Raw genomic sequence first — 12,116 nt, 5'->3', positions numbered from 1 at the left:
CCGATCGTGACGCAGGCGTACCGCCCGACGACGCCGGCGCACGCGGCCCGGCGGCAGCCGCAGGCGTTCCCGCTGCCCTCCCTCGCGCGGTTCGAGTCCTGGGCCCTGGTCGTGCTCGCCCTGGTCACCTGCGGCCTGTCGGGCGGCATGCTCTGGGCCGTGGGCATCAACTACGACGGCATCACCGGCTCGGCGGCGCAGAAGGTCCATCCCGCGACCTACCTCGCGGTGTTCCTGTTCGGCTGGACGATGCTGCGGGCCGGCAACCCGGTGATCCCGATGGCGGCGGCGGCCGAGCGGCGTCCCGCGAGCGTGCTGCTCTGCCTCGTCGGCTTCGGGCTGCTCGCCTTCATCGCCTCGCGGAACGGGACCGGGCTTGCCGGCTCGCTCGACACCTACGTGCTCACCGGCCTCGTCGTGATCCTGATGGCCGACCGGGACACGATCACCATGCGGCACGTGGAGATCGTGGTGCACGCGGTCATGGTCGCCAACGCCGCGCTCGGCCTCGTCGAGTTCGTGAGCGGCCAGCGCTTCTTTCCGTTCCGCATGGACGGGCAGGCCTTCGACACCGACACGCGCTCCGCGGCGCTGCAGGGCCATCCGCTGGCCAACGCGACGTTGACCGCCTGCTACATCCTCGCCCTGTTCAACGGCGGCGGCCAGCTCCGTCCGATCACCCGCGCCGGCTTCATCACCCTGCAGCTGGTGGCGCTGATCACCTTCGGCGGACGCTCGGCGACGGTGGTGACGCTGTGCTTCGGCAGCGTCTTCGCGGTGGTCGCCCTCAACCGGGCGCTCCGCACCGGGCGCGTGCCGCTGCTCGGGGCGGCGATCGCCGTGCTGATGCTGACGATGGTGCCGATCGTCGTCGGCGGGCTCGCCGTCGGCGGCTTCTTCGACGCGCTGCTCGAGCGCTTCGTCTCGGACGGCGGCAGCGCCAATGCCCGCGTCGAGATGCTGGCGATCTTTGATGCGATCCCGTTCCGCGATCTCCTGGTCGGGCCCGATCCGTCGATCGTCGACACCCTGCGTCGGATGTACGGCCTCGAATGGGGCATCGAGAACCCGATCGTGCGCAGCCTCCTCTACAACGGCGTCGCGATGACGGTGCTGCTGATCGTCGCGATCGCGCTGTTCCTCTACGAGGTGGCGCGGCAGTGCCGGCACGGCGTGTTCCTGCCGATCCTCGCCTTCGTCGTGCTGATCAACACCTTCGAGAGCATCGGCGGGAAGACGACCCTTCTCGCCAAGTTCGCGCTGATGCTGCTGGTGCTGTACCCGCGCCGCCCGCTCAGCGCCTCGCCGTCCCCGGCATCGTCAGGCCCAGCGCGGCGATGATCGCGGGATCGATGCGGTGGGCGTCGTCCATCAGGCCGAGCCCGTCGAACAGGTTCCAGAACGCCCAGGCGAAGCCCGCGGCCTCCGCCGCCTCGCGGACGTCGCGGATGTAGCGGGCGCGATCGGGAGCGCGCGACGCGACGTAGCGCGCATCGCTCCTCAGGGCGCCGAACTCCCCCATCAGGATCCGTCGCGGCGCGACGCCGTAGAGGTCGGCCCAGGTTCGGATGTCGGCGAGATTGCGATCGAGGTAGCCGCGGTCCGGGGCGGCGGCGAAGTACTCCTTCATCTTCGTCTCGGTGACGGCGTAGGCCGCCGCCTTGTCCGCGTCGGAGGTCGCGGTGTCGGCGCGCATGCGGGCGCGGACCGCCGCCAGCGTCGCGTCGAGCGTGCCCGCGCGCGCCGGCCACGGCACGTCGTTGAGCGCCCGATAGATCGGCTCGTCCTTCATCCAGGGCGCGCCCTGGTGCGAGAACAGGTAGGGCTCGTAGAAGTGGAAGGTGAAGAGCACCGGAGCGAGGGCGGCGAAGGAGGCGGGGTCGAGGGCGGTGAGGCCCGAGCCCATGCCGCCGCAGGCGCCGGTCGCGACCAGCGTCATGGCAGGCGCCGCCTTCCGCACCGCGCCGAGGAGCGCCGCCTGCACCCGGTTCCAGGCCACCGCCCCGCAGGCCTGCGGCGGCTCGTTGACCGGTTCCAGGGCGATGCGGCCGGGCGCCCGCCCGCCGAAGCGCCCGGCGAGCTCGACGACGACGTCGCGGTAGGCGGGAAGCAGCGGCGCCGTCGCCGTCCCGTAGAACCGATCGGGGTTGTAGTAATGGGTCGCGGCGTTGGCCTGGACGTTCAGCACCAACGACAGCCGGCTCGCGAGGATCAGGTCGACCGCCTCGGACAGCATTGCGAACAGCCGCTCCCGCTGCGCGCCGGCGAAGGCGGCGAACGGGCCGGGATCGATCGGCAGGCGCACGAAATCGAATCCGGCCTCCGCCAGCTGCCGCAGGTCGCCGGCATTCGGCACCGGGCGGTCGGGCTGGAACGGCGGCCAGGCGTAGTCGGTGCGCGGCGCAGGGTATTCCCGGGTCAGCGAGAACCACGGCCACAGGCTGATGCCACGGCGCAGCACCGCCGGCTCGGGCGTCGCGGCTGCGACCGGCCCGGCGAGCGTCATGGCGAGCGCGCCGCCGATCATCGTACGGCGGTCCGTCGCCATCGTCAGGCGACCGGATCCGCCGCGGCGCCGGCCGTCCGGCGGAGCGGCAGGCCGCCCGCACCCGGGCGCATCGCCGGCGCATCGTCCGTGATCGGCTCGGACATCGGCGGATATCCGCCGAGCCGGCGCGCCTCGCGCTCGTAGGCGGCCAGGATGTCGTTCCACGAAAAGGCGGCGGACCTCCGCCGGGCCGCCGCACGGGCGGCCGCGACGGCCGCGTCGTCGCCGAGAACGGTCTCGATCGCCCGCTCGCATCCGTCCACGTCGGAGAAGTAGAACTGGCCGTCGCCCGCAGTGCCGCGATTGAAGGCGTTGTCGTGCGCGATCACCGCATTGCCGGCCCACAGGGCCTCGACCAGCGAAGGGTTGGTGCCGCCGACCGTGTGCCCATGCAGGTAGGCGCGGGCATGGTGGCGCAGCGCCTGGACCGTCTCGGCCTCGTAGATCGCGCCTGGGAACACCACGCCCTCCCTTGCCGCTCGCCGCAACGCCCGGTGGTAGGCGTTGCTCGGGTCGAACGTGCCGAGCACCACCAGCTTGGTAGAGCGCGGCTTCCTTGAGAACGCCTCGACGAAGGCCAGCACGTTGTTGTCGGGCTCGATCCGCGCGATCGAGACGAGGAATCGATCGGGTTCGAGCCCGAGCGTCCGGATCGGCGCTTCCTTCGGCGCGCGGATCGGGTCGCCGCCATAGGGGATCGTCGCGATCGCCCGGCGCGGACGGCGGGTCGCGAGATGGTCGGCGATCGCCGGGTGGTCGGCGATCAGCCGGTGCGAGCTCCAGGCCGCGATCCACTCGCTCACCCAGAAGAACGCCCGCACCGCCAAGGACCATTTCGGGCGCCGCCACTCGATGCCGTCCATGTTGGTCAGGATCGTGGCGCCGCGCAGCCTGAGATACGGCAGGAAGATCGCCCCGTTGTAGCCGAGCACGAGGCAGACGCCGCCGCGCGTCACGGCGTCGTGCGCGCAGAACGCGTCGAAGGCCAACGTCGCCGCCGGGCCGGTCGCGGCGACCTCCACGGTGATCAGCTCGATCCCCCGCCACATCGTGGTGGAGACGCGCCGCCCGACCCGCTCGACATCCCGCTCGCAGTAGACGCCGACGCGCCAGCCGCGCGCGGCGAGATGCAGCGCGAGCCGTTCCGCGAACGTCTCGAACCCGCCATGCGACGCAGGGATGCCGCGCGTCCCAAGAATTAGGAGCGCCGGCGCAAGATCCCGCATACGCGAACCCCTTCCGATTTCAGTCAACTTCCGGTATGCGAGAAGGCTTACTAACGAAGCGTCTCCGGAATACAACCATTAGTTGTTGTATCGGTGGTTAATTCAACTTATGCGTGCTGATCCAATACTTCGGACCGGGTATTCTTTCACGGACGGGAATGTTCGGGCGCCGGGCGGGTTCCTCGCTGCGCGGGACGGACGCGCCGTCCGCCGCATCACCTGCGTGCATCAGGGCTACGAGCTCTACGGATCGGATCGCAGCTTCTGCGAGACGGTGCGGACGATCCGCGAGGCCTATCCGCAGGCCTGGATCGACGTGGTGCTGCCCAAGGCCGGCCCGATCGTCGCGATGCTGGAGGACGCCGCGTCGCGGATCGTGATCGAGCCGATCTGGGTGCTGCGCCGGCGCAACCTGCTGCGGCTGGCGACGCTCGGCATGGCGGCCCTGCCCTTCGCCGTCGCCCGCGCGCTCCGGCGCATCCGGGCCAGCGATCTCGTCTACGTGAACACCACCGTCGTGGCGGACTACCTGCTGGCCGCGCGGCTCCTGCCCGGCCGAACCGTCGTCCATGTCCATGAGATTCCGGAGGGGGCGACCCTGACGGTGCTGCGCAACCTGATCCGCTGGAGCCGGGCGAACATCATCTTCAACTCGCGGGCGACGCAGGCCGCCTTCGCGATGCCGAAGGATGCGACCGCGCGCGTGGTCTACAACGGCATCGCCGGCCCGGCCCGGCCCAACACCGCGCGCTACGACGGCAGCCGTCCGCTGCGCCTGCTGATGCTCGGGCGGATCAGCCGCATCAAGGGCCAGGAAGTCCTGGTCGAGGCGATCCGGCGGCTGCCGGAGGCGATCCGGTCGCGCATCGAGCTGAAGATCGTCGGCAGCGCCTTCGAGGACGACGCCCGCGAGGCGGCGCTCGCCGCGCAGGTCGCCGAGGCCGGACTGTCGGGGCAGGTCACCTGCTCGCCGTTCGTCGCCGACCCCGCTTCGCTCTACCGCTGGGCGGACGTGGTCACGGTGCCGTCGCAGCTGCCCGAGTCGCTCGGACGCGTCGCGATCGAGGCGCTGGCCTACGGCATCCCGCCGTTGGTCTCCGGCATCGGCGGTCTCACCGAGATCGTCGAGGATCGCGCGACCGGATGGGTCGTGCCCCCCGGCAACGTCGAGGCCTTGTCGCAGGCGCTCGCCGAGATCGTCACCCGCCCGGACCTGTGGACGGGGTATCCGGCGGCGGCGCGCGCCCGCTACGAGCGCATCTTCGACGAGAAGCTCGCGGCCGAGGGGATCGCAGCGATGCTGCGCCTGACCTTCCAGGGCGAGCCCGCCCGTGCGCCCGGCACCCGCACGCCGGCGAACGCCCCGTCGAACTCCGCCGGCTGACGGGGGCGGTCCGCCCGACCGCCGGACCTGCGAAGCCCGCCGGCATCGGCCCTCTTGTGCGTGCTCTGCGCAACCCTCCGTTAGCCAAGACCGAAGCCGGTCGCCGGCATGCTCGACCCGGCCCGGAACCGGTTTCGAAACGAAGTCTTGACGATACGGTCGAGCTTACAGCCTCCGGTGATCGCTTCGTAAGTATTCTCCTGCGATCGTTTCGGCGGACGTTGTTCCATCGTTCGACCGCACGCGGTATTGCTGTTTCTCATCCACTGCACATCGCGCCTGCGGTTGCGACACTCACACGATCTCGCCGGATCGCGTTCGCGCTCCGGTCTTCCGTGCTTCGACCCGCTTTCGGCCCCATGGCCGGCACGGGCATGAGAGATGGGATATGATCAGCACCTTCATCGAGCAGATCCTCGATCGGATCTCGGCCGCCAACCTCCTCGCCGCCGGCCTCCTGCTCGCGACCGCCCTCGGTTGCGCCGTGATCGCCTATTGGCGGACCGTCGAGGAGAAGTCCTTCGCAGAGTTCTTCGAGTTTCTGCTGCCGCACGAGGTGATCACCCACCCGTCCGCGCGCGCCGACCTGCTGTTCTACATCACCCGCAAGGCGATCATGCCGTTCCTGCTGATCCCGGCGGGCGTGACCTTCGTCGTCGCGGTCGGCTACGCGACCAACAAGATCGTCGGCACGATGTTCGGCATCGATGCGCCGCTGATGGGCGGGTCGCCGGGCCCGATCACGGTGATCGTCTTCACCGTGACCATGCTGCTCGCCTACGACATCTCCTACTACCTCTATCACACCGCCCAGCACCGGTTCCCGTTCCTGTGGGAACTGCACAAGGTCCACCACTCGGCCGAGGTGATGGTCGGCATCACCAAGGATCGCGTCCACCCGCTCGACGAGCTGATGAACCGCGCCTGGGACGGCGTCATCCCCGGCATCTGCTTCGGGTTGTGGACCTTGATCGCACTCAACCCGGTGGAGGTCACGGTGTTCGGCGTCAACGTCTACATCATGCGCAACATCCTGATGATGGACTTCGTCCGGCACACGCACTTCAAGATCTCGTTCGGCAAGCTCAACAACCTGATCCTGTGCCCGCACTGGCACCAGCTGCACCACAGCACCAATCCGCGCCACTACGACAAGAACTTCGGGCTGCTGTTCTCGTTCTGGGATCGGGTCTTCGGAACCCTGTGCGTTCCCGAGCCGAACGAGAGCTTCAAGTTCGGCCTCGTCGACCGCGACGTGCGCGACTACCAGTCGCTGAACGGCCTCTACATCCTGCCGCTCAAGAAGATGTGGCGGGTCGTCAAGCGCCGCTTGAAGCCGCGTCGCGCCGCTCCGATCCAGGCCCGGGAAGGGTCGCAGCCGTGAGCGCGGAGCGTTTCGAGATCGTCCGCACGGGCGAGCGGCTCGCCGAGGTCGGCCCGGCCTGGACCGCCCTGTGGCGTGAATCCGGTGCGCTGGTGTTCCAGAGCCAGGCCTGGATCGCCGCATGGTGGGCGACGGTGCCGGATCGGGAGCGGCGCGCCTTGCAGATCGTGCTGGCCTGGCGCGGCGACGCCCTGGTCGCGGTGCTGCCGATGGCGACCTGCCGGCGGAAGGGGCTGCGCCTGCTCGAATGGGCGGCCAAGGACCACACCGATTACGGCGACGCCCTCCTGGCCGGCGACGATCCCGGGCTCGTGCGGCGAATGTGGGCGCATCTCTCGGCCGCCGGCGGGTTCGACCTGGTCTACCTGAACCGCCTGCTTCCGGGTGCGAAGGCACGGGCGCTGCTCGATCCGAGCCAGGCGGCCGGCGTGCGCCTGCGACCGAACCATCGCAGCGAGGTCAGCTTCCGCGTCGCCGGCGATTGGCCGGCGGGCGAGGCCTGGGTCGCGGCGCAATCGAAGAAGACCCGCCAGAATTATCGCCGCGGCCAGAAGTTCATCGGCGAATCCGGCCCGTTGCGCTTCCGCCTGCTGCCGCCCGACGCGCCGATGGAGCCGGTGCTGCTGCGGCTCGCCGACCTGAAGCGCAAGTGGCTCGCGGGCAACCAGCTCGAATCGAACCTCTACGACGAGGGGTCGCCGGCGCTCTCCGCCCTGGTGCGGGTGCTGGCCGAGACCGGCCTGCTGCGCGCCTTCGTGCTCGAATGCGACGGCGTCATCGTCGCGGTGTCGATCAACTTCGTCCAGGCCGGCACGATGATGGCCTTCGTCACCACCTACGATCCGGCGTTCGAGCGCGGCTCGCCCGGCATGGTGCTGATGATGGACTACATCCAGTGGTCGATCGACCAGGGGCTGCACACCGTCGACTTCCTGTGCGGGGCCGAGGCGTTCAAGAGCCGCTTCGCCACCACCAGCGTCACGCTCGACGCCTTCATGGGCCGCAGGACGCTGCCGGGCGCCGCCGCGATGATGCTCGATTCCTGGAACCTCGTGGTCCGCGAGATGCGCCGCCGCAGCGGCACGCCGCCGCCGCAGGTTGCAGCGGCGAGCGAAGCCGCCTGAACCCGGAACGCCGGCGTCCGTTCAGGCGGCGGCCGCCGGTGCCGACGTGCCGGCCGCGAAGCGGTCGGCGGCCTCGCGCACCCGCCCGTCGGGATGGCGGGACCGGTCGCGGAACGCCTTCGCCGACCACAACGCGGTGACGCATTCCGACACCGCGAGGCCGATCAGCGCGAAGGGCGGCGCCAGGGTGAGCAGCAGCGGCACCATGATCAGGAAGCCGATGCCGGCGCTGACCAGGGCGCCTGCGGCGATCACTCGGAACGCGGCCGACGCTTCGAGGAACGCCCGCGGGATGGCGTAGAGCAGCGCGATCGTCACCACGCACCAGACGCCGAAACCGATCGCGGCCATCGGCTCGCTTGCGAAGCGCCCGTTGAACAGGTGCCGCTCGATGATCGGCAGCGCCGTCCACATCGCGACCCCGTAGGCGAGGCAGGCGAGGCCGATCAGGGCCGTGCTGCGCACGACGAGGCGCCGCGCCTCGCGCCGGCGGCCCGCGGCGAGCAACGCCGAGATCTCCGGCAGGACCATGTTGTTGAGGGCGTTGGTCGGGATCCGCAGCGGCGCGAACAGCACCAAAGTCGCGGCGATCGGCGCATAGGCCGCGGGCCCGGCCAGCAGCGCGAACAGCAGCGTCAGCCCCTGGCCCTGGACGGTCGTGCCGGTGACGCCCAGCAGCGACCAGGCCAGCGTGCGCCAGATCTCCAGGTAGCGCAGCCGCACGCTGGCACGGAACGAGACCCGGACCGGTCGCCCGATCGCCGCCAACGCCACGGCGATCCCGGCCGCGTGCGCGGCCGCGATGCCGAGGAAGGCGTGCTCGAGCAGGGCGTCGTCGCCGGCATGGAGGAAGACGACGAGCGCCAGCCCGCAGGCCGAATAGACCATGTCGCTCGCGCCCGCGACCCAGGGCGCGCGGCGCGCCAGCAGCACGATCCGCAGGTAGCTGCGGAAGGCGTAGAGCCCGACAAAGGCGCCGCCGGCGAGCGCCGTGACCCCGAGCACCGGCGCGAGCCCGACCGACACAGCGGCGGCCATCAGCAGCGCGACGGCGGTCGCTCCGGAGCCGAACACCATGTCGTGGCCGCGTTCCGCCGGGCGGCCGAAACTGCGCGCGAGAAAGAGCGTCGCCGGCACTGCGACGAGGGCCCGGATATACGTGACGCCGACGGCGCCGATCGTGAACACGATCGCGAACAGGCCGTACCCGTGGGCGCCGAGCTCCCGCACGAGCACGATGTTCAGGACGAAGTGGAACAGGCTCTGGATCAGTTCGCCGGACAGGATCACGGCGAAGCGCCGACCGAAGCGTCCGATCTTCGGAAGCCTCATGCGCCGCGTCCCCGACGGTCGGAGAGCGCGCGGCACCGTGCAGCAATCACGCGCGCGACGCCAGTCCGTGTCTGAATGTTTCCGTGTCCGGCCATGATATCGATCTGACGAGGTGAAGGTGTCTTCGAGACGAACGACCGCCCGGTGCGATATCCGAATCGACGAATGATCACGCGTTTGCCTAGGACGAATCTCGCATATCTTTTTGCAACGCACCATGCGGTCGCGGGTTACGTAGATCGTCGCCGGCCGACTACGCATGCGGATCGTTCTGCCCGCGAAACGTCATGCGCCCGGCTCGCGGTTCCCCTACGTCGGGAACGCCGTTTGGTTTCAGCGGGGCTTGATCGGCCGGCCGCGATGCCGCAAGCCCGACACCCATCGATCCATCGGCCGCCCGTGACGCCTCGCGCAGCACCTGCTTCATCCGCACGATCCGGTTCGGCACCGCCAGAGGGGCGGCACGGGCGCGGCGCACGATGACGCGCCTCAGCGACGACTGCTTCGATCCGTCGGTGCCGGTGATGACCGTCGCCGAGGCGACGGCGATGATCCTGTCGCGGCTCCCCGTGGTGGCCGGCGTGGAATCCGTTCCGCTGTCGCAGGCCGACGGCCGCATCGCCGCCGAGGATGTTTCGGCGGCGATCGACGTCCCGCCCTTCGACAATTCGGCGGTCGACGGTTACGCGGTGCGCTTCTCCGACCTGTCCGAGACCGGATCGACGCTGCTGCCGGTCCGCGGGCGCCTGCCGGCCGGCGCCGCGCCGTCGGCGCTTTCCGCGCGCGCCGCCGACCGGATCTTCACCGGCGCGGCGATGCCGGATGGTGCCGACACGGTGGTCATGCAGGAGGACGTCGAGGTCACGCCCGCGGGCGTCGTGCTGCCGTCCGGCATCGTCCGCGGCGCCAATCGTCGCCCGGCGGGCGAGGACATCGCGCGAGGCAGCGTCGCGATCCCCGCCGGCCGTCGGCTGCGACCGCAGGATCTGGCGCTCGCCGCCGCGATCGGACGCGACGCCATTCCCGTGCGGCGGGCGTTGCGCGTCGCGGTGTTCTCCACGGGAAACGAGCTGACGGAGCCCGGCGGCGCGCGCGCGGCGTCCGGCATCCACGACAGCAACCGCGTGATGCTGATCGCGCTGCTGCGGCGGCTCGGGGCCGATGCCCGCGACCTCGGCATCCTGCGCGACGACCCGGATGTGCTCGCCGCACGCCTGCGCGAGGCGGCGCAGGGGCACGACCTGATCCTCACCTCGGGCGGCGTCTCGGTCGGCGAGGAGGATCACGTGAAGAACGCGGTCGCCGCCGCGGGATCGCTCGCGTTCTGGCGGCTGGCGATCAAGCCCGGACGCCCGGTCGCCATGGGGGTGGTCGCCGGCACGCCGTTCGTCGGGTTGCCCGGCAATCCGGTCGCGGCCTTCGTCACCCTCGCCTTCGTCGTCCGGCCGCTTCTCGATCGCCTCGGCGGCGCGGTCCATACGGAGCCCAGGGGCATGCCCGTGCGGGCCGCCTTCGCGCTGTTGCGAAAGCCGGGCCGGCGCGAGTTCCTGCGCGTCTGCGTGCATCGAGCCGCCGACGGGGCCTGCGAGGCGACGCTGTTCCCGCGACGCGGCTCGGGCACCATCACCTCGCTCACCGGCAGCGACGGCTTCGCCGACGTGCCCGACCATCTCGACCGGATCGATCCGGGAGACGTTCTGGCATTCCACGCCTTTGCCGCGATGTGGTGACGGCGTGATCGTCGGCGATGCGGCACCGCAACCGCTAGGCTCCAAGCGCGATGCCGGCTATCGTCGAGGTCGCATCGGCATCGTTGCTGCCGGTTGAAGGCGAGCGCATCATGAAGCCCCACGCCGCGGTCAGCGACGTTCCCCCGCCGCCGGGCAAGCGCCCGTTCGTCCTCGTCGGCCTGGTGGCGGCCGGCCTGTTCGGTTGGGGCGGCTACGGGCACTGGAAGCAGTCCGCCGCCGCCACGGAGACGCAGCGCAAGGTGCGGGATACCGTGCCGGCCGTGCGCGTCGCCGCGGTCGAGCGCAGCGACAAGCCGGTCGACCTGACCCTGCCCGGCGATACCCAGGCCTTCGCCCGCGCCGCGATCTTCGCCCGCGCGACCGGCTACATCGCCGAGCGCCGCGTCGACATCGGGTCGCGGGTCAAGGCCGGCGACATCCTGCTGCGGATCGCGGCGCCCGAGCTGGACCAGCAGCTCGCTCAGGCCGAGGCGCAGGCCGGGCAGATGCGGGCGCAATTGCTTCAGGCGAAGGCGCAGGTCGACCAGGCGCGCGCCAACGTCAATCTCGCCAACCTCACCAACAACCGCACCTCGACGCTGGCGACGCAGGGCTGGGCCTCGCGCCAGAACGCGGACAACTCGCAGGCGGGCGTGCTGAGCCAGGGCGCCTCCCTCGCGGCCGCGGAAGCCGGGGTGAAGGTCGCCGAGGCCAACATCAAGGCGCAGGACGCGACCGTCGATCGCCTCAAGGCGCTCACCAGCTTCAAGGACGTGGTCGCCCCCTTCGACGGGGTCGTCACGACCCGCAGCGTCGACGTCGGCGACCTGGTCAAGGCCGACGGCAGCGGCACGGCGCTGCTCGGCATGGATCGCGACGACATCCTGCGCATCAGCGTGAACGTGCCGCAGAACGCGGCGATCGGCGTCAGGAAGGACGTCGTCGCCACGATCAAGGTGCCGCAGATTCCGGACCGCACCTTCTCGGGCCGGGTCGAGCGCAGCTCGGTGGCGCTGCTGACCGCGTCGCGCACCCTGACGACGGAAGTCGACGTGCCGAACCCCGACGGGACGCTGCGCGCCGGCCTCTACGTCTACGTGACCCTGCAGATTCCGCGTCCTGAGCCGGCGGTGATCGTTCCCGCCGAGGGCCTGGTGTTCAACCAGGGGGGCACCCAGGTCGTGGTCGTCGGAGACGACGACCGGGCCGAGTGGCGCTCGGTGCATATCCGGCGCGATTTCGGGACGACGATCGAGATCGACCAGGGCCTGACCGGGCAGGAGCGGATCGTGCTCGGGCCGCCGGCCGACCTTCGCGACGGCCAGCGGATCAAGCGCGATGGCGGCCCCGGCGAGGCCAAGCCGGTGCAGGCGGCGGCGCGCTGAGGG

Annotated in this window: 10 protein-coding genes; 6 read left to right on the top strand and 4 right to left on the bottom strand. The window is 70.6% G+C overall.

The window, feature by feature from the left end; translation table 11 throughout:
• The first annotated feature begins 6 nt into the window (after positions 1-6).
• Positions 7-1,341, top strand: coding sequence for a VpsF family polysaccharide biosynthesis protein (locus MKK70_RS05340; protein WP_243946228.1), 1,335 nt, complete (start codon positions 7-9; stop codon positions 1,339-1,341).
• Here MKK70_RS05340 and MKK70_RS05335 read toward each other — a convergent pair.
• Positions 1,295-2,548: a glycoside hydrolase family 5 protein gene (locus MKK70_RS05335; protein ID WP_243946227.1), complete on the bottom strand. Its 1,254-nt coding sequence runs from the start codon at positions 2,546-2,548 to the stop codon at positions 1,295-1,297. The genes MKK70_RS05340 and MKK70_RS05335 overlap by 47 nt on opposite strands.
• A 2-nt stretch (positions 2,549-2,550) precedes the next feature.
• Positions 2,551-3,774 (bottom strand): DUF1972 domain-containing protein, encoded by a 1,224-nt coding sequence (locus tag MKK70_RS05330; RefSeq protein WP_243946226.1) that lies wholly within the window; start codon positions 3,772-3,774, stop codon positions 2,551-2,553.
• Positions 3,775-3,997: 223 nt separating this feature from the next.
• Between MKK70_RS05330 and MKK70_RS05325 the strand changes: the two genes are divergently transcribed.
• From MKK70_RS05325 to MKK70_RS05315, 3 genes are all read left to right on the top strand, one after another.
• Positions 3,998-5,158 carry a glycosyltransferase family 4 protein gene (locus tag MKK70_RS05325; RefSeq protein ID WP_409568245.1) on the top strand — a complete coding sequence of 387 codons (1,161 nt, stop codon included), beginning with the start codon at positions 3,998-4,000 and terminating at the stop codon, positions 5,156-5,158.
• 388 nt (positions 5,159-5,546) lie between these two features.
• Positions 5,547-6,542: a sterol desaturase family protein gene (locus tag MKK70_RS05320; RefSeq protein WP_147841108.1), complete on the top strand. Its 996-nt coding sequence runs from the start codon at positions 5,547-5,549 to the stop codon at positions 6,540-6,542.
• A complete protein-coding gene (locus MKK70_RS05315) occupies positions 6,539-7,666 on the top strand; it encodes a GNAT family N-acetyltransferase (RefSeq protein ID WP_243946225.1) in 1,128 nt (375 codons plus the stop codon). The genes MKK70_RS05320 and MKK70_RS05315 overlap by 4 nt, the downstream gene beginning before the upstream one ends.
• A 21-nt stretch (positions 7,667-7,687) precedes the next feature.
• On the opposite strand, the gene MKK70_RS05310 is transcribed toward MKK70_RS05315, so the two are convergent.
• A complete protein-coding gene (locus tag MKK70_RS05310) occupies positions 7,688-8,998 on the bottom strand; it encodes a hypothetical protein (protein ID WP_243946224.1) in 1,311 nt (436 codons plus the stop codon).
• 253 nt (positions 8,999-9,251) lie between these two features.
• On the bottom strand, positions 9,252-9,425 hold the full coding sequence (locus MKK70_RS05305; protein WP_243946223.1) for a hypothetical protein: 174 nt from the start codon (positions 9,423-9,425) through the stop codon (positions 9,252-9,254).
• A 52-nt stretch (positions 9,426-9,477) separates the two neighbouring features.
• Here MKK70_RS05305 and glp point away from each other — a divergent pair, with 52 nt between their 5' ends.
• Positions 9,478-10,728 carry a gephyrin-like molybdotransferase Glp gene (glp, locus tag MKK70_RS05300; RefSeq protein WP_243946222.1) on the top strand — a complete coding sequence of 417 codons (1,251 nt, stop codon included), beginning with the start codon at positions 9,478-9,480 and terminating at the stop codon, positions 10,726-10,728.
• A gap of 110 nt (positions 10,729-10,838) precedes the next feature.
• Positions 10,839-12,113 (top strand): efflux RND transporter periplasmic adaptor subunit, encoded by a 1,275-nt coding sequence (locus tag MKK70_RS05295; RefSeq protein WP_243946220.1) that lies wholly within the window; start codon positions 10,839-10,841, stop codon positions 12,111-12,113.
• The last annotated feature ends 3 nt before the right edge of the window (positions 12,114-12,116 follow it).

Source organism: Methylobacterium sp. E-041 (assembly GCF_022829665.1).
Taxonomy (GTDB): Bacteria; Pseudomonadota; Alphaproteobacteria; order Rhizobiales; family Beijerinckiaceae; genus Methylobacterium.
This window is presented reverse-complemented; position numbering and strand designations above follow the sequence as displayed.